We start from the raw sequence: 17,476 nt of genomic DNA, 5'->3' as shown, positions 1-17,476 counted from the left end.
CTATGGCGTCGGCGGCGTGCGGTGCCCTGGGGTCGGCCCCCGCACGGGGAGGCGGACGTCACGGTGCCGGCGACGGGGGTTCGCCTCCTGGACAGGACGGATTGTCCGATCATTCATATCCTTCCGGGACGATCCGCGCATAGCCGTACCGGCACGGCTGTCCCCGTGCCCCGCAGGTCCGCGACGACGGGCGACGACGCCCGGCACCGTGGACGACCGCGTCTCGAAGGAGCCGTATGACCTCGACGTCCCCCGCCCTCAGCCGCCGGCACGTGCTCCAGCTCGGCGGCCTCGGCGCCGCCACGCTGGCGCTCGGCATCAGCGCGCCCGAGACGGCCGGCGCCGCGCCGCCGCCGTCCGGCGAGCTCTTCCGGCTCGGCGTGGCGAGCGGCACGCCGCGGCCGGACTCGATGGTGCTGTGGACGCGGCTCGCCCCCGAGCCGCTGGCCCCGGACGGGCACGGCGGGATGCCGACCGAGCGGTTCGGCGTGCACTGGGAGGTCGCCACCGACGAGGCCTTCGGGCACGTGGTGCGCCGCGGGCACGCCCTGGCCCAGCCGGAGCTGGCGCACGCCGTGCACCCGAAGGTCACCGGGCTGCGGCCCGCGACCGACTACTTCTACCGCTTCCGGGCGGGCGGCTCGACGAGCGCCGTCGGACGGTTCCGCACGCTGCCCTCGGCCCGCGCGACGCCGGACCGGTTCACGGTCGGCGTCGTGTCCTGCCAGGCCTGGTACCACGGGCACTTCACCGCCCACCGGCACCTCGCGGCGGAGCAGGACCTGGACCTGGTGGTCTTCGCGGGCGACTACGTCTACGAGTACGGGATCACGGCCGCGAACCTCTGGCGGCAGGGGGTCGCCGTGGACCCGGAGCACGCCGTCGAGGTGCAGACGCTGGAGCAGTACCGGCTGCGGTACGCCCTGACCAAGAGCGACGCGCACCTGCAGGCGCTGCACGCCCGCGTGCCGGCCGTCGCGATCTGGGACGACCACGAGGTGCAGAACGACTACGTGGGCGGCAGCTCGGCGTACGGCCTCGACGACGCGACCTTCGCCCACCGCGTGGCGGTCGCCTACCGGGCGTTCTACGAGCACCTGCCGGTGGACGTCGAGGCCCTGCCGACGGGCCCGGACACCGACATCACCACGGGCTTCGACGTCGGACGCCTCGCGCGGTTCTCGCTGCTGGACACCCGGCAGCACCGCGACCCCGTGCCCGCCACCGAGGAGGACCGCCTCGACCCCGCCCGCACGATGCTCGGCGCCCGGCAGGAGCGCTGGGTCACCCGGCGCCTCGACGAGAGCCCCGCGACGTGGAACGTCGTCGCGAGCGGGGTGGTCCTCACCGCCGTGACCGACGACCGCACCGACCAGTGGGACGGCTACCCGGCGGCCCGCGACCGGCTGCTGGAGACGATGGCGCGCAGCCGCAACGTGGTGGTCCTGTCCGGGGACATCCACCACGCCGTCGCGACCGAGCTGCGGGCGGACTTCGCGGACCCCGCCTCGGAGAACGTCGGCGTCGAGCTGATCTGCACGTCCGTCGCCTCCGACGGCGACGGCGCGCCGCTCGACGACTACGCGCCCGACTGGCTGCAGCACGACTACGTGAAGCTCTACGACGGCCGCCGTGGGTATCTCACGGTCTCCCTGACCCCCGAGCAGATGACCTCGACGTTCGTCCACGTCGACTGGGTGGAGGCCGACGACGCGGCCCCCCGCGAGGTCCTCGCCCGCTTCGTCACCCCCGCGGGCCGGTCCCGCCTCGTCCAGGCCTGAAGGAGTCACCGTGCCCGTCCGCCCCTCGCCCCGTCCCGCCCTGGTCACCGGGCTCGCCGCCGAGCCCGCGATCGCCCGCACCGCGCTGAGGTGGCGCTCGCTCGGCTTCGACCCGCTCATCGACCACTACCGGGTGCACGCGGTGCCCGGCTCGCAGGGCCGCTTCGAGCCCGGCCCCGGGAACCTCGTCGCCAAGACCGTGTATCCGCAGCTCGTGCACCACGTCGACCCGCGGGGGGAGACGTGGACGTACCGCGTGCTCGCGGTGTCCGACGCCGGCCGGACCGGCCGGGCGAGCGAACCGCTCGTCGCGAGCTCGAGCGCGTCGGTCGTGGCGACCGGCCGCCCCGTCGCGACGATCGGGGAGTTCGACGGCCGCACCCTCGAGCACCGCTTCGCCCCGTCGGGGTACGCGCAGATCCCCGCGGCGTACCCGGACGCCGTCGTCGAGTACGTCCAGGGCACCGACACGCCCGCGGCCGCCTGGCCGTACCTGCTGCCCGGACCGGGCGACGCGTGGGCGGGACGGCGGGCGTACACCGCGCGCTGGCGGTTCGACCTCGCCGAGGCGCCCGCCGGGGACCACGACCTCGCCGTCTGGCTCGTCGACACCACCCGGCTGGGCGGGACCCTGCGGGTCTCGGTCGGCGGCGCGGCGCTGGCCGACGTCGACCTCCCGCCCGGCGGCACGCGCGGCTCGCGCGACGGCGACGCCACCGTGCCGGGGACGGCGCTGGTGCGGTCGTACCACGAGCTCGCCGTCCCGGCGGCGCGGCTGCGGCAGGGGGCGAACGAGATCGAGCTCGTCGTGGCCGACGGCGGCTGGGTCGCGTGGGACGCGGTGGGGGTCTTCGCCCGCACCTGAGGGTTCCGAAGTCCGCCTGCTTAATCGTCGAACGCATCATTTTCCGGTTCGGGGCTTGTGGCGCTCCATTTATGAAGGTACCTTCCAGAAGTCGCACGACGATGTGCCCCAGAACACATCGCGTCTCGGCACCGACAGGAGGGACGCATGGTCCGCCACGCGCAGGGAGCGTCAGACCGGCACGTCGCGGACGTGCGCCGGCGCAACACCCTCAGCTGCGTCGAGGTGCTGCGCGGGACCTCCGCCACGACGCTCACCGCGCTCGCGAAGGACACCGGCCTGTCCCGCCCGACCGTCGAGTCGATCGTCTCCGAGCTCGTCGAGCAGGGGCTGGCGCGCGAGGTGCCCGGCGCCGAGGCGGGGACGCTCGGCCGGCCCGCCCGGCACTACGCGTTCGCGGCCGACGCGCGCTACGTCGTCGGGCTGGACCTGGGTGTCCACTCCGTGACGGGGATGATCGCCGACCTGGCCGGCCGCGTCCTGTCGGTGGTCCGGCGCACGGTGGACGAGCCGCTCGACGGCGTCGACCGGCTGGAGATCGCGCGGTCCGTCCAGCGCGACCTGCTCGACCGCGTCGACGCGCCGCGCTCGCGCCTGGCCGCCGTCGCCGCGGCGGTGCCCGGCATCGTCGACGGCGAGCGGGTGCGGCTGTCGCTGCCCATCGCCGACTGGACCGGGGTGAACCTCTCCGCGCGGCTGTCCACCGGCGGCGACCACCCGGTCGTCGTCGAGAACGACATCAACATGGCGGCGCTGGCCGAGCACGCGCTCGGCGCGGCCCGGCTCGCCGACGACGTCGTCCTGGTCCAGCTCGGCTACCGGATCGGCGCGGCACTCGTGCTCGGCGGCCGGGTCTACCGCGGCAACCGGTTCGCCGCGGGCGAGGTCGGCGACTTCTCGTGGACCGGCTGGGACGGCTGGTGCGAGGGCAGCCTGCTCGGCGAGATCGAGCAGGCGGGCGGGGCCGAGCAGGTCGCGCTGCGGGCGCGCGAGGGCGACGGCGCGGCCCTCGCCCTGCTGCAGCAGTACGTGCGCCGCGTGGCCCCCGGCGTCGCGACGCTCGCCATGGTGGTCGACCCGGAGTGCGTCGTCCTGGGCGGCGGGCTGTCCCGCGCCGGCGACGTGCTGCGGGCGCCGCTGCAGGCCGAGGTCGACCGCATCGTGCACCCGCGCGCCGCGGCACCTCTCGTGACCTCGGCGTTCGCGTCCGACGGCGCAGCGCTCGGCGCGCTCGTGCGCGCGCTCGAGGTGGGGTCCGAGGCGGTCTTCGGCAGCGCGGAGATCGGCGCCCCCTCGTTGCGGGCCGCCGACCCCGCCACGTCGTTGGCGCAGGCGCTCGCCGACGCCGCGCGGGCCCAGGGCCCCGCCGCGGCGGGGTCCGGCACGGCCGCGGCGCCCGACGAGGACGCCGGCACGGCCGTCTCCCAGGAGCAGGCCGCCGCGGCACCGGTGCAGACCGTCCAGGTGCGCGAGCCGCTGCGCGTCGCGGTGGTGGGCGTCGGCGCACGCGCCCGGATGGCGCAGTGGGCGGGCCGCACCGGCGTGCCCGCGCACGTCGTCCGCGCCGTCGACGTCGACCCGGCGGGCAAGGACCGGGCGCACGAGCTCTTCGGGCCGGGGGCGGCGTTCACCACCGACCACCGCGACCTGCTGGTGCCCGACGCGCACGGCCGCACCCTGGACGCCGCGTTCGTGTGCACCCCCGACGACACGCACGCCGACATCGCCGAGGACCTGCTGCGCGCGGGCGTCGCCGTCTACCTCGAGAAGCCGCTCGCCACGACCACCGAGGACTGCGACCGGGTGCTCGACGCCGCCGCCGCGACCGGGACAAAGCTGTACGTCGGCCACAACATGCGACACATGGCGGTGGTGCGCACCATGCGCGACGTCATCGCGCGCGGCGAGATCGGCGACGTGCAGGCCGTGTGGGTCCGGCACTTCGTCGGCAACGGCGGCGACTACTACTTCAAGGACTGGCACGCCGACCGCGCCCGCAGCACGGGGCTGCTGCTGCAGAAGGCCGTGCACGACATCGACGTCATCCACTGGCTCGCCGGCTCCACGACGCGGGACGTCGTCGGCATGGGCGACCTGCAGGTGTACGGCCGCGTCACCGACCGCGAGGACCGCACCGGCCAGCTCATGACCGACTGGTTCTCCTACGACAACTGGCCGCCGCTGGAGCAGCGGGGCCTGCACCCCGTCGTCGACGTCGAGGACACGTCGATGATGCTCATGCGGCTCGGCAACGGCGTGCTCGCCAGCTACGAGCAGTGCCACTTCACGCCCGACTACTGGCGCAACTACACCGTGATCGGCACGCGCGGCCGGCTGGAGAACTTCGGCGACGGCGACGGCGGCTCGGTGCGGGTGTGGAACCGCCGCACGGGCTTCTCCGAGCGCGGCGACGTCGAGTACCCGATCGCCGCGGGCGGCCCGGGCCACCACGACGCCGACCGGCTGACCGTGGACGAGTTCCTGCGGTTCGTGGCCGACGGCACGCCGATCACCACCTCGCCGGTGATGGCCCGCGACGCCGTCGCGACCGGCATCGCCGCCACCGTCTCGCTGCGGGCCGGCTCGGCGCCGCAGCGTGTCCACCCCGTGACCCCCGAGGTCGCGGCCCACTTCGACGACGTCGTCGACCCCGCGGCACGGAAGCCCGGGGACTGAGGTACCGATCCCTACCGGAGGAGCACCACTGATGAAGCACCTCATGCGCAGCGCGTCCCTGGCGGGCGTCGCCGCAGTGGCACTCGCGCTCACGGCGTGCTCGGGCGGCGGCGACGACGCCGGCGACAGCGCGACCGTCGCGGCCACCGACGCCCAGGCCGAGATCACCTACGCCATCTGGGACGAGAACCAGAAGCCCGCGATCGACCAGAACATCAAGGACTTCAACAAGAAGTACCCGAACATCAAGGTCACGGTGGACCTGACGCCCTACCAGCAGTACTTCACGAAGCTGCAGACCCAGGGCGAGTCGAAGACCCTCCCCGACGTGTTCTGGATGAACGGCCCGAACGTGCAGCTGTACGCCGCGAACGACCTGCTCCAGCCGGTCACGGGGCTCGTGGACAGCGGTGACCTCGACCCGTCCAAGTACCCCGACGCGCTGAACGAGCTGTACACGTTCGAGGAAGAGCAGTACGGCGTCCCCAAGGACTTCGACACCGTCGCGCTCTGGTACAACAAGGCGCTCTTCGCCGACGCCGGCGTCGACGTGCCCACCGACGAGTGGACGTGGGACGACTTCAGCGAGGCCGCGAACACGATCTCGGACAAGCTGTCCGACAAGGGCGTCTACGGCGTCGTGACCGAGCTGAACAGCGCCGGGCAGAGCAGCTACTACGACACGATCCTGCAGGCCGGCGGCTTCATGATCTCCGACGACGGCACCACGTCGGGCTACGACGAGCCGGAGTCGATCGAGGGCCTGCAGTTCTGGGCCGACCTCGTCGAGAGCGGTGCGTCCCCGAGCCTGCAGCAGCTGTCCGACACGAAGCCGAACATCTGGTTCAACTCCGGCAAGGCCGCCATGTTCACGTCCGGCAACTGGTCGGTCGCCGAGATGAAGGACTCCAAGCACAAGGACGACTTCGGGATCGTGCGCCTGCCGAAGGGTCCCGAGCAGCGGGCGACCGTGATCCACGGCGTGGCGAACGTCGTCGCCGCGGACAGCGAGAACCAGGCGGCCGCCAACGCGTTCCTGTCCTACCTCGGCTCGGAGGAGGCGCAGCGCACGCAGGCGGAGATGGGCGTGGCGAACCCCGCCTACGACGGCACGCAGGAGGCGTTCGTCGACTCCGTGCCGAGCTTCGGCATCGAGGTCTTCCTCGAGTCGGCCGACGAGATGGCGTTCCCGTACCCGATCTCCAAGAACACCGCGGCGTGGAACGCCCTCGAGAACGAGCTGCTGCCGCAGGCGTTCTCCGGCGAGCGGCCCGTGGAGGAGGTCGCGAAGGAGCTCGCCACCGCCATGGACGAGGAGCTGGCGAAGGAATGAGCGCCACCGCACCGACGCGCGCCCGGCGCGGGCACGACGGCTGGTGGCCGCTGCTGTTCGTGCTGCCGACGATGTTCGGCGTCGTGCTGTTCTACCTGTGGCCGATCGTCCAGACCGGCTACTTCAGCTTCACCGAGTGGGGGGCGTTCGGCGGCCAGACCTGGGTGGGCACGGAGAACTACCGGCGCCTGGCCGACGAGCCGGACCTCGGGACGGCGGTGGTCAACACGCTCGTCTACACCGCCATCGTGCTGCTCGGCATCCCGATCGCGATGTTCGTCGCGAGCCTGCTCAGCCGGCCCGGGCTGCGGTTCTCCGGGTTCTACCGGGTGCTGTACTTCATGCCGTACGTGGCGATGCCGACGGCGGTCGCGATGGTCTGGCGCCTCATCTACAACGGCGACTTCGGCATCCTCAACTGGGCGCTGGCCCTGGTGGGGATCGACGGGCCGGCGTGGACGTCGACGCCCGGCTTCGCACTGGTCGCCGTGTCGATCGTCGGCCTGTGGACGTCGCTCGGGTTCGCCATCATCATCCTGTCCGCCGGGCTGAAGACGATCCCGCCCGAGCTGTACGAGGCGTCGTCCCTCGACGGCGCGACCGCCTGGCGGCAGTTCCGGTCGGTCACCGTGCCGCTGCTGACGCCCAGCGTCTTCTTCGTCAGCGTCATCACGGTGATCAACGGGTTCCAGCTCTTCGACCTGCTGTACGCCCTCATGGGCCAGGGCAACCCCGCGATCCAGCAGACGCAGTCCCTCGTCTACCTCTTCTACAACGAGGCGTTCCTGAGGAACGACAAGGGCTTCGCCGCCGCCATCGCGATGGTGATCCTGCTGATCGTCGGCGCCGTCACGCTGCTCCAGTTCCGCATGCAGAAGAGGTGGGTCACCTATGCCTGAGGCATCGTCCGCGGCCGCGACCGCGGCGGCCCCGACCGCCCCGCCGCGCGCCGGCGCCCGCGCGTCCGCCCGCCCGGCACCGCCGGCCCGCCGCCGGCGCAGCGCACGCCACGCGCCCAACGGCTGGGCGCACCTGTTCCTGGCCGCCGGCGGCGTGGTGATGGTCTTCCCGTTCGTGTGGCAGCTGCTCACGTCGCTGTCCACGAACGCCCAGGTGATGAGCGTGCCCCCCACCTTCTGGCCGGGGGAGCTGCAGTGGGGCAACTACGCGGAGGTCTTCTCCAAGCTGCCGTTCCTGCAGGAGTTCTGGGTGTCGGTGTCGATCACCGTCATCCGCACCGTCGGCCAGCTCGTGCTGTGCTCGATGGCGGGGTACGCGTTCGCGCGCATGCGGTTCCCGCTGCGCGGGGTGCTGCTCGCCCTGGTGCTGTCCATCCTCATGGTGCCGCCGCAGGTCTACCTCATCCCGCAGTACCAGATCATCAACGGCCTCGGCTGGCTCAACACCGTCGCCGGCATCGCGGCGCCCGGCGTCTTCAGCGCCTTCGGCACGTTCCTCATGATGCAGTTCTTCAAGGGCGTGCCCGACTCGCTGGAGGAGGCGGCGCGGCTCGACGGCGCCAACCCCTTCCAGGTGTTCTGGCGCATCATGCTGCCGCTCGCCGGGCCCAGCCTCGGCGCGCTCACCATCATCACGGTGCTGTGGTCGTGGAACGACCTGCTGTGGCCGCTCGTCGTCTCGACCCGCGCCGAGAGCATGCCGCTGGCGGCCGGCATCGCGACCTTCGCGGGCCGCACCGCCACCGACTACCCCGTGATGATGGCGGCCAGCGCCCTCGCCATGGCCCCCATCCTGCTGCTGTTCGTCGTCATGCAGCGCCGGGTGATCGAAGGCCTCGCCCACTCCGGACTCAAGTAGGGAGCCCCATGTCTGCACGGCCAGCAACACCAGCACGCTCAGCACCACCGGCACCGTCGGCACTGAAGGTCGGCCTCGTCGGCGCGGGCGGCATCGCGAAGGCGCACGCCCCTGCGTGGCGCGCGCTCGGCGTCGACCTCGTCGTCCACTCGCACGACGGCGCGGCCGACCTCGCCGCCGCGCACGGCGCCCGGGTGGCCGGCTCCCTGGAGGAGCTGCTCGACGTGGTCGACGTCGTGGACGTCGTCACGCCCACCTCCACGCACCTGGACGTCGCGACCGCGGCGCTCGCGGCCGGCCGGCACGTGCTGTGCGAGAAGCCGATCGCCCGGACCGGGGCGGAGGGCGCCGCGCTGCTCGACGCCGCCCGGGCGGCCGACCGCCAGCTCTACCCGGGGCACGTGGTGCGGTTCTTCCCCGAGTACGCCCTGATGCGCGCCGCCGTGCGTGCGGGGGACGTCGGCACGCCCGCCGTGCTGCGCTTCGCCCGCGGCGGGATGTTCCCCACCTGGTCGCCGTGGTTCGCCGACGACGGGCAGTCCGGCGGCGTCGTGATGGACCTCATGATCCACGACCTCGACATCGCCCGGTGGGTCGCGGGCGAGGTCACGGCCGTGCACGCCACCCGGCGGGACGTCGAGGACGGCGGCCTGCCGCACACGCTCGCCCACGTCGTGCTCACCCACGCGGGCGGGGCGATCACCCACGTCCGGGGGCTGTGGGGCGCGCCCCACACGACGTTCCGGACCTCGTTCCACGTCGCCGGCGACGACGGCGTGCTGCGCTTCGACTCCGCCGGCGCGGGGGGCGTGCGCACGGACCTGCCGCCCGTGCCCGCGGGCGGGCAGGACCGGCCGGCCCCGGCGGCGGGGGAGAGCCCGTACCTCACGGAGATCCGCGAGTTCGCGACCGCGTTCGCGGCCTCGCCGGGGGCGCTCACCCCGGACCACCCGCGCCACCCGCGCGTGAGCGCCGTCGACGGCGTGGTCGCCGTCGAGATCGCCGAGGCGGCCCTCGCCTCGATCGCGTCCGGGGCGCCGGTCGCGCTGGACACCGCCGCACGCGTGCGCGAGCTCGGGGGAGCACCCCTCGACGCAGACGCCGCCGACCTCGCGACCACCGGGAGCCGAGCATGAACAGCACCACCCAGCCGGCGGTGGTCCCGTCCGCCGACGCCACGCCCGACGCCACGCCCGACGAGGCCCCCCTGCGGGTCGCCGTCCTGTCGTTCGCGCACGTGCACGCGGCGTCGTACGTCAGGCTCCTGCGCGACCGCCCCGACGTCGAGCTGATCACCGCGGACCCCGACGCCGCGACGTCCCCCGCCGACGAGGTGCGCGGGCGCCCGTTCGCCGAGCAGCTCGGGGCCCCGTACGTCGACACCTACGCCGAGGCGTTCGCCTGGGGTCCCGACGTGGTGATCGTCTGCTCGGAGAACGCCCGGCACCGCGACGTCGTCCTCGCCGCCGCGGAGGCGGGCGCGCACGTCCTGTGCGAGAAGCCGCTCGCCACGCGGGTCGACGACGCCGAGGCGATGATCGCGGCCTGCGACGCGGCCGGGGTGCAGCTCATGACCGCGTACCCGGTGCGGTTCAGCCCCGAGTTCGCCACTCTGCGCGGCCTCGTGGACGCCGGCGCGCTGGGCACCGTCCTCGGCGGCACCGGCACCAACAACGGCAAGGTCCCCGCCGGGCGGGCCTGGTTCACCGACCCCGAGCTGGCCGGCGGCGGGGCGCTCGCCGACCACGTGGTGCACGTGGCCGACCTGCTCGACGCCCTGCTGGGCGAGGACGCCGTCGCGGTGCGGGCCGTCACCAACCGGGTGCTGCACGGCGACGACCCGCGCGTGCGGGCCGAGACCGGCGGGCTGGTCAGCATCACGTACGCCGGCGGCGCCGAGGTGACCGTCGACTGCTCCTGGTCCGTGCCCGACGGCGCCCCCACCTGGGGCGGCCTCACCCTGCAGGTCGTGGGAACGGGCGGGACGGTCGAGATCGACCCGTTCGGGGCGCGCGTCGACGGCCTCGTCGCCGGCGGGACGCAGCAGGCGTGGCTCGGCTTCGGGGCGAACCTCGACGCCCTGATGCTCGAGCACTTCCTGGACTGCGTGCGGACCGGGGCCACCCCCGGGCCCGACGGACGGACCGGGCTGCGCACGCTGCGGGTCGTGGCGGCGGCGCAGGAGTCCGTCGCCACCGGGGGAGCGGTCGTCCGCCTGGCCTCCTGACGGCACGACGGAGCCGGGCACCGATCGGTACCCGGCTCCGTCGTCGTGCGTGCGGTCAGGGCTACGGGCGAGTGCCTCGTTCCTCGGCCCTCACCCTCCGCTGCGCTCCAGGTCAGCGCTCGATCCTGTTGGTCGCGCCGACCTTGCACTCCGCTACGGGCGAGTGCCTCGTTCCTCGGCCCTCACCCTCCGCTGCGCTCCAGGTCAGCGCTCGATGTCGCCGCGGATGAAGGCCTCGAGCTGCTCGCGCCCGTGGGTGTCCTCCATCTGCACGGGCGGGGACTTCATGAAGTACGTCGACGCCGACAGGATCGGGCCGCCGACGCCGCGGTCCTTGGCGATCTTGGCGGCGCGGATGGCGTCGATGATGATGCCGGCCGAGTTGGGGGAGTCCCACACCTCGAGCTTGTACTCCATGTTCAGCGGCACCTCGCCGAAGGCGCGGCCCTCGAGGCGCACGTACGCCCACTTGCGGTCGTCGAGCCAGGCGACGTAGTCCGACGGCCCGATGTGGACGTTGCGGTCCTCCGTCTTCCCGCCGAGCGCGCCGGTGAGGTTGGAGGTGACGGCCTGGGTCTTGGAGACCTTCTTCGACTCGAGGCGGTCGCGCTGCAGCATGTTCTTGAAGTCCATGTTGCCGCCGACGTTCAGCTGGTACGTGCGGTCGAGCACGACGCCGCGGTCCTCGAACAGCTTGGCCAGCACGCGGTGCGTGATGGTGGCACCGACCTGCGACTTGATGTCGTCGCCGACGATCGGCACGCCCGCGTCCTCGAACTTCTTGGCCCACTCGGGGTCGGACGCGATGAACACGGGCAGCGCGTTGACGAAGGCGACGCCCGCGTCGATGGCGCACTGCGCATAGAACTTGTCGGCCACCTCGGAGCCCACGGGCAGGTAGGACACGAGGACGTCGACCTTCGCGTCCTTGAGCGTCTGCACGACGTCGACGGGCTGCGCGTCCGACTCGTCGATCGTGGCGGAGTAGTAGTCGCCGAGGCCGTCGTGGGTGTGGCCGCGCTGGACGACGACGCCCGTGGGGGGCACGTCCGCGATCTTGATGGTGTTGTTCTCGGAGGCGTTGATCGCCTCGGCCAGGTCGAAGCCGACCTTCTTCGCGTCGACGTCGAACGCCGCCACGAACTCCAGGTCACGCACGTGGTACTCGCCGAACTGCACGTGCATGAGACCCGGGACGGTGTCTGCCGGGTCGGCGTCCCGGTAGAACTGCACTCCCTGGACCAGGGAGGACGCGCAGTTTCCGACACCGACGATGGCAACGCGGACGGAGGTCATCCTCGCTCCTTGCTTCTCTGGGCCGAGGCGCCTGGCGCCCCGGCGTTGTGGTCGCGGTCGCGGCCGAGGGCCCGGTCGCGTTCCGTGGTGATGAGTCCGTCGAGCCAGCGCACCTCGCGCTCGACCTGTTCGAGCCCGTGGCGTTGCAGCTCGAGGGTGTATTCGTCGAGCCGCTCGCGGGTGCGTGCGGCGGACTCCCGGACCGCCTCCAGCCGCTCGGTGAGCCGGGTGCGCCGGCCCTCGAGGATACGGATGCGGGTCTCGGCGTCCGTCTGCGCGAAGAACGCGAAGCGGACGTCGAAGTTCTCGTCCTCCCAGGCGGCCGGCCCCGACGTCGCGAGAACGGTCTGCAGGTGCTCCTTGCCGTCCGCCGTGAGGCGGTAGACGATCCGCCCCCGGCGACCCGACAGGGGCGCCTTCGTGCCGGTCGACCGCGCGGGCCGGCCGGCCTGTCTCGTGGCGGGCGCCGCCGGCTCGGGCTCGGTGGTCTCGATGAGGCCGCGAGCGACGAGCGACTTGAGCGCCGGGTAGAGCGTGCCGTAGGAGAACGCACGGAACGAGCCGAGCAGCAGGTTGAGCCGCTTGCGCAGCTCGTACCCGTGCAACGGGGCGGAGTTGAGCAGGCCGAGGATGGCGGTCTCGAGCACGGCAGACCTGCTGCGCACGACGTCCCCCTCTGCTCGCCCTCGCCCGCCCGGTGGGACCGACTGTTCCGTACCGACCTATCGAGTCGATACATCGTGAGAATAGGACGTGCCGTCATGTCGGTGCAACGGGAACGCGCGCACCAGCGGGGCGACGAGATGTGAAGGTTCCGCGAAGCCCGCGCCAGGGGCATGGGGATGGTCGGCAAGAACCGTCGCCCGAGGCGCCTGAGGCTCCCGCGCGGGCAGTCGCATCGCCTAGTGTTCCCTTGGTCCGCAGGCTGGCGTGCGCCGAGACGAGCGCCCCGGTCCCGCACGACGAAAGGCTTCACGTGGCGAGGAGACGCCGCTTCTGGAACTACCCGCGGCCCCACAAGGGTCCGGTGCAGCGTTGGCTGCCCTCCTGGCGCATCGTCGTCGGCACCGGCCTCACGGGCGCCGCGCTGGGCGCCGGCCTGTTCGTGGCCGCGTGGAGCACCACGACCATCCCCGACGGCCTCGACCAGGTGAACAACCAGGCGACGACCGTCTACTGGGCGGACGGCAAGGAGATGGGCACGTTCGCCGAGCAGAAGCGCGAGATCGTCGACCTCGCCGACCTGCCGCCGTACGTGGGCAACGCCGTCGTCGCGTCCGAGGACCAGACGTTCTGGACGAACAAGGGCGTCGACCCGAAGGGCATCGTCCGCGCGGCGCTGAGCAACGTGGGCGGCGGCGGCACGCAGGGCGCCTCCACCCTCACCCAGCAGTACGTGGAGCGCTACTACCTCGACACGACGACGTCGTACGCGGGCAAGGCCCGCGAGGCGATCATCGCGCTCAAGGTGGCGCAGGCTCAGCCCAAGGAGGAGGTGCTGGGCAACTACCTCAACACCATCTACTGGGGCCGCGGCACCTACGGCATCCAGGCGGCGTCGCAGGAGTACTTCGGCAAGGACGCCAAGGACCTCACGCCGTCGGAGGCCGCCATGCTCTCCGGCATCATCCCCTCCCCGGTGAACTGGGACCCGTCGATCAACCTCGACCAGGCGAAGGCCCGCTGGGAACGCAGCATCACCAAGATGCACGAGCAGGGGTACATCACCGACGACGAGCTGGCGAAGGCGGAGTTCCCCAAGTTCAAGGAGAAGAAGGAAGCCTCCAACCGGCGCGGCGGGCAGGCGGGCTACCTGCTGAGCGCGGTGCGCAAGGAGCTGGTGAAGTCGGAGTCGAACCCCGACGGCCTGTACACCGAGGAGGAGCTCGACACCCGCGGGCTGAAGATCACCACGACGATCGACCCCAAGCTGCAGAACGCCGCCGTCGACGTCGCGAAGTCCCTGCCCGACGACGCGAGCAAGAAGGTGCGGATGTCGCTGGTGTCCGTCGACCCGCAGACGGGCGCCGTGCGCGCCCTGTACGGCGGCCCGGACTACGTCAAGCAGTCGCTGAACACCGCCACGCAGGACGTCATGCAGGCGGGCTCGACGTTCAAGCCGTTCACGCTCATCGGCGCCCTCGAGCAGGGCCACACCCTGGACGAGACGTACGACGGCAACTCGCCCAAGCTCTTCCCCGAGGCGAAGGGTGACGATGGCGAGCCCTGGGAGGTCGACAACTTCGGGTACTACGACTACGGCCAGGTCAGCCTCGAGCAGGCGACCGCGAACTCGGTGAACACGGCGTACGCGGAGCTCAACGAGGAGATCGGCCCCGAGACGACGGAGGAGGTCGCCCACCGGGCGGGCATCCGGAAGAAGACCGAGATCGGCGCCGAGCCGTCGAACGTGCTCGGCACCGCGTCCGTGTACCCGATCGACCTCGCCCGGGCGTACTCGACGATCGCCGCGCAGGGCTACAAGACCACCCCGCACGTGGTCGAGAAGGTCGAGACGCTCGATGGCACCACCGTCTACGAGGGCCCCAAGGCGCAGGAGAAGGTCTTCGAGCCGAACGACATGGCCGCGGCGACGCAGGCGATGACCAAGGTCGTCGAGGAGGGCTCCGGCGACACCGCGCTGGAGCTCGACCGCCCCGTCGCCGGCAAGACCGGCACCTCGCAGCTGAACCGCTCGGCGTGGTTCGCCGGCTTCGTGCCGCAGCTGACGACCGTCGTCGGGCTGCGCCAGTACGAGACCCTCGACCTCGACGAGGGCCTCATGGCGGGCCAGGAGACGATCGACCCGTTCGGCGAGTGGAAGGCGCAGGGCCTCGGGATCACCGGTGGCTCGTGGCCGGTGCGCGCGTGGACCGACTTCATGGCGGTCGCGACCGAGGGCATGGACGTCGAGGAGTTCCCCGAGTACGTGCCGCCGCAGCCCACCTACACCCCGGACCCCACGCCGACGGAGACCGAGGAGGAGCTGGTCACCGTGCCGGACCTCACCGGGCAGGACGTCGCGGCGGCCACGGCCGAGCTCGAGTCCCTGGGCCTCGTCGCCTCCCCGCAGGCGCAGAACAGCGAGGAGCCCAAGGGGCGCGTGCTCCAGACGTCGGGTGCCAACACCGAGGTGCCGGTCGGCTCGACCATCACCCTCGTCGTGTCCACCGGGGAGCCCGAGCAGCCGGAGCAGGTGGTGATCCCGGGGGTCGAGGGACAGCCCCGGACGGCCGCCGAGCAGCAGCTGCGCGCTCAGGGGCTCGAGGTCGCCGTCACGGAGGACTACAGCGACGACGTGGCGCCGGGCGCGGTCATCGCGACCGACCCGGGCAGCGGTTCCAGCGTCGACCAGGGCTCCACCGTGACCCTCGTCGTCTCGCTCGGCCCCGAGGAGGAGGAGCCGCCGATCCCGACCGACGACCCCACCGACGACGGGAACAACGGCGGCGGCAACGACGACGAACCCGGCTGGCCGCTCGGCGGCGGGTGACCGCACGATTTCCAGGTGACCGCCCGACGCGGGTATCCTGGTCGACTGGCTGTGCCCCGACGGTCGCCCCACGGCGACCGACGACACGGCCGACGCACGCAAGAACCCTCCTGTCACGGAACGACCGTGACCGCTGAGACCAGAGGAGGTGGGTTGAACATGCGTCAGTACGAGCTGATGGTGATCCTGGACCCGGAGGTCGAGGAGCGCACCGTCGCCCCGTCGCTGGACAAGTACCTGTCGGTCATCTCGACCGAGGGCGGATCCGTCGACAAGGTGGACATCTGGGGCCGTCGCCGCATGGCGTACGAGATCACCAAGCGTTCCGAGGGCATCTACGCCGTCGTCGACTTCACGTCGACGCCGGCCACCGCGAAGGAGCTGGACCGCCAGCTCGGCCTGAACGAGGCCGTGCTGCGCACCAAGATCCTGCGCACCGACGCCCGCTGAGACAACAGAACCGACTCTCCCTCCCGGACGTGGCGCCTGTCGGTGCCGCGTGATGGGATCCCCCACGTAGTCGCGAACGAACGTCAACGGACGAACGAAGGAGCATTGGCATGGCTGGTGAGACCGTCATCACGGTCGTCGGGAACCTGGTTGCGGACCCGGAGCTGCGCTTCACCCCGTCAGGGGCGGCCGTCGCCAACTTCCGCATCGCGTCCACGCCGCGCACGTTCGACCGGCAGACCAACGAGTGGAAGGACGGCGAAGCGCTGTTCCTGTCCTGCTCGGTCTGGCGCGACGCCGCGGAGAACGTCGCCGAGTCGCTGACGAAGGGCATGCGCGTCGTCGTGCAGGGCCGTCTGACGCAGCGCTCGTACGAGACCCGCGAGGGGGAGAAGCGCACCGTCTTCGAGCTGCAGGTGGACGAGGTCGGCCCGTCGCTGAGGTACGCCTCGGCAAAGGTCACCCGTGCCCAGCGCTCCGGTGGCGGTGGCGGCTTCGGCGGTGGCGGCGGCCAGGGGGGCGGCTTCGGCGGCCCTCAGGGCGGCGGCTCCGGTGGAGGGTTCGGTTCCTCCGGCGGCGGTCAGGCGAACGACCCGTGGGCGACCGCAGGTCCGGCGTCCTCGGGCGGCGGGTTCTCGGACGAGCCCCCGTTCTGATCGCACGCCCCATCCCCAGATCACCTCGTCCCGGCACCCGTGCCGGTCGCCTCACGGCGGCCGCTGACCGGCGCCAGGACCGCACCTGAGAAGGAGCAACACCATGGCGAAGCCTGTGGTGCGCAAGCCCAAGAAGAAGGCCAACCCCCTCAAGACGGCGAAGATCGAGTCCGTCGACTACAAGGACACGGCCCTGCTGCGCAAGTTCATCTCCGACCGCGGCAAGATCCGTGCCCGTCGCGTGACCGGCGTCTCCGTGCAGGAGCAGCGCCAGATCGCCAAGGCCGTCAAGAACGCCCGCGAGATGGCCCTGCTGCCGTACTCGTCGTCGGCCCGCTGACCGGAGAGGATCTGAATCATGGCAAAGCTGATCCTGACCCACGAGGTCACCGGTCTCGGTGAGCCCGGCGACGTGGTCGACGTGAAGGACGGGTACGCCCGGAACTTCCTCATCCCGCGCAGCCTGGCCACCCCGTGGACCAAGGGTGCGGAGTCGCAGATCTCTGCGATCCGCAAGGCCCGCAAGGCCCGCGAGATCGCCACGCTCGACGACGCCCAGGCCGCGGCCCAGGCGCTCGAGGCGAAGAAGGTCGTCGTGTCGGCGCACGCCGGCGAGTCCGGCCGCCTGTTCGGTGCCGTCACCACCGGTGACATCGCCGCGGCGGTCGAGGCGGCCGACGGCCCCAAGGTCGACAAGCGCAAGATCGAGATCGGTCAGCCGATCAAGACGGTCGGCGACTACACGGTGAAGATCCGCCTGCACCCTGAGGTGTCGGCCAAGATCGCCGTCTCGGTCGTCGCCGGCTGAACGCCTGACGACTGACGTACGAAGGCCCCGGTCCCCTCTCGAGGGGCCGGGGCCTTCGTCGTCCCTCCTTCTC

Annotated in this window: 15 protein-coding genes; 13 read left to right on the top strand and 2 right to left on the bottom strand. The window is 72.0% G+C overall.

Annotation, left to right across the window (positions count from 1 at the left end):
• Positions 1-236 precede the first annotated feature (236 nt).
• The 8 genes from IEW03_RS15470 to IEW03_RS15435 all read left to right on the top strand — a co-directional run bounded on the left by IEW03_RS15470 (position 237) and on the right by IEW03_RS15435 (position 10,700).
• Positions 237-1,781, top strand: a complete 1,545-nt coding sequence (locus IEW03_RS15470; RefSeq protein WP_188524607.1) for an alkaline phosphatase D family protein — start codon at positions 237-239, stop codon at positions 1,779-1,781.
• Between the two features lie 10 nt (positions 1,782-1,791).
• Positions 1,792-2,646 (top strand): polysaccharide lyase family protein, encoded by an 855-nt coding sequence (locus tag IEW03_RS15465; RefSeq protein ID WP_188524606.1) that lies wholly within the window; start codon positions 1,792-1,794, stop codon positions 2,644-2,646.
• Positions 2,647-2,793: 147 nt separating this feature from the next.
• Positions 2,794-5,322, top strand: coding sequence for an ROK family protein (locus IEW03_RS20620; protein ID WP_188524605.1), 2,529 nt, complete (start codon positions 2,794-2,796; stop codon positions 5,320-5,322).
• A 31-nt stretch (positions 5,323-5,353) separates the two neighbouring features.
• Positions 5,354-6,655: an ABC transporter substrate-binding protein gene (locus IEW03_RS15455; RefSeq protein ID WP_188524604.1), complete on the top strand. Its 1,302-nt coding sequence runs from the start codon at positions 5,354-5,356 to the stop codon at positions 6,653-6,655.
• A complete protein-coding gene (locus IEW03_RS15450) occupies positions 6,652-7,554 on the top strand; it encodes a carbohydrate ABC transporter permease (RefSeq protein WP_188524603.1) in 903 nt (300 codons plus the stop codon). The genes IEW03_RS15455 and IEW03_RS15450 overlap by 4 nt, the downstream gene beginning before the upstream one ends.
• Positions 7,547-8,473: a carbohydrate ABC transporter permease gene (locus IEW03_RS15445; RefSeq protein WP_188524602.1), complete on the top strand. Its 927-nt coding sequence runs from the start codon at positions 7,547-7,549 to the stop codon at positions 8,471-8,473. The genes IEW03_RS15450 and IEW03_RS15445 overlap by 8 nt, the downstream gene beginning before the upstream one ends.
• 8 nt (positions 8,474-8,481) lie before the next feature.
• Entirely contained in the window at positions 8,482-9,609 is a 1,128-nt protein-coding gene (locus tag IEW03_RS15440) for a Gfo/Idh/MocA family protein (protein ID WP_188524601.1), read from the top strand.
• On the top strand, positions 9,606-10,700 hold the full coding sequence (locus IEW03_RS15435) for a Gfo/Idh/MocA family protein (protein ID WP_188524600.1): 1,095 nt from the start codon (positions 9,606-9,608) through the stop codon (positions 10,698-10,700). Before IEW03_RS15440 ends, IEW03_RS15435 begins: the two co-directional genes overlap by 4 nt.
• 204 nt (positions 10,701-10,904) lie before the next feature.
• Here the strand turns inward: IEW03_RS15435 and IEW03_RS15430 are convergent, their stop codons facing one another.
• On the bottom strand, positions 10,905-11,996 hold the full coding sequence (locus IEW03_RS15430; protein WP_188524599.1) for an inositol-3-phosphate synthase: 1,092 nt from the start codon (positions 11,994-11,996) through the stop codon (positions 10,905-10,907).
• A complete protein-coding gene (locus IEW03_RS15425) occupies positions 11,993-12,661 on the bottom strand; it encodes a PadR family transcriptional regulator (RefSeq protein ID WP_188524598.1) in 669 nt (222 codons plus the stop codon). The genes IEW03_RS15430 and IEW03_RS15425 overlap by 4 nt, the downstream gene beginning before the upstream one ends.
• 311 nt (positions 12,662-12,972) lie before the next feature.
• Here IEW03_RS15425 and IEW03_RS15420 point away from each other — a divergent pair, with 311 nt between their 5' ends.
• The 5 genes from IEW03_RS15420 (at position 12,973) to rplI (ending at position 17,403) form a co-directional block, all read left to right on the top strand.
• A complete protein-coding gene (locus IEW03_RS15420) occupies positions 12,973-15,489 on the top strand; it encodes a transglycosylase domain-containing protein (protein ID WP_188524597.1) in 2,517 nt (838 codons plus the stop codon).
• A gap of 159 nt (positions 15,490-15,648) precedes the next feature.
• Entirely contained in the window at positions 15,649-15,939 is a 291-nt protein-coding gene (rpsF, locus tag IEW03_RS15415) for a 30S ribosomal protein S6 (RefSeq protein ID WP_188524596.1), read from the top strand.
• 110 nt (positions 15,940-16,049) lie between these two features.
• Entirely contained in the window at positions 16,050-16,595 is a 546-nt protein-coding gene (locus IEW03_RS15410) for a single-stranded DNA-binding protein (RefSeq protein WP_188524595.1), read from the top strand.
• A gap of 103 nt (positions 16,596-16,698) precedes the next feature.
• A complete protein-coding gene (gene rpsR, locus IEW03_RS15405) occupies positions 16,699-16,935 on the top strand; it encodes a 30S ribosomal protein S18 (RefSeq protein ID WP_188524594.1) in 237 nt (78 codons plus the stop codon).
• 18 nt (positions 16,936-16,953) lie between these two features.
• Entirely contained in the window at positions 16,954-17,403 is a 450-nt protein-coding gene (gene rplI / locus IEW03_RS15400; RefSeq protein WP_188524593.1) for a 50S ribosomal protein L9, read from the top strand.
• Positions 17,404-17,476: the final 73 nt, after the last annotated feature.

Source organism: Isoptericola cucumis, assembly GCF_014635665.1.
Lineage (GTDB): Bacteria > Actinomycetota > Actinomycetes > Actinomycetales > Cellulomonadaceae > Isoptericola > Isoptericola cucumis.
The sequence above is the reverse complement of the archived record's forward strand: the minus strand, read 5'-3'. Positions and strand labels throughout refer to the sequence as shown.

Coding starts and splice junctions, on each gene's coding strand:
- IEW03_RS15470 (WP_188524607.1), top strand. CDS start 237: ATGACCTCGACGTCCCCCGCCCTCAGCCGCCGGCACGTGCTCCAGCTC.
- IEW03_RS20620 (WP_188524605.1), top strand. CDS start 2,794: ATGGTCCGCCACGCGCAGGGAGCGTCAGACCGGCACGTCGCGGACGTG.
- IEW03_RS15455 (WP_188524604.1), top strand. CDS start 5,354: ATGAAGCACCTCATGCGCAGCGCGTCCCTGGCGGGCGTCGCCGCAGTG.
- IEW03_RS15450 (WP_188524603.1), top strand. CDS start 6,652: ATGAGCGCCACCGCACCGACGCGCGCCCGGCGCGGGCACGACGGCTGG.
- IEW03_RS15445 (WP_188524602.1), top strand. CDS start 7,547: ATGCCTGAGGCATCGTCCGCGGCCGCGACCGCGGCGGCCCCGACCGCC.
- IEW03_RS15440 (WP_188524601.1), top strand. CDS start 8,482: ATGTCTGCACGGCCAGCAACACCAGCACGCTCAGCACCACCGGCACCG.
- IEW03_RS15435 (WP_188524600.1), top strand. CDS start 9,606: ATGAACAGCACCACCCAGCCGGCGGTGGTCCCGTCCGCCGACGCCACG.
- IEW03_RS15430 (WP_188524599.1), bottom strand. CDS start 11,996: ATGACCTCCGTCCGCGTTGCCATCGTCGGTGTCGGAAACTGCGCGTCC.
- rpsF (WP_188524596.1), top strand. CDS start 15,649: ATGCGTCAGTACGAGCTGATGGTGATCCTGGACCCGGAGGTCGAGGAG.
- IEW03_RS15410 (WP_188524595.1), top strand. CDS start 16,050: ATGGCTGGTGAGACCGTCATCACGGTCGTCGGGAACCTGGTTGCGGAC.
- rpsR (WP_188524594.1), top strand. CDS start 16,699: ATGGCGAAGCCTGTGGTGCGCAAGCCCAAGAAGAAGGCCAACCCCCTC.
- rplI (WP_188524593.1), top strand. CDS start 16,954: ATGGCAAAGCTGATCCTGACCCACGAGGTCACCGGTCTCGGTGAGCCC.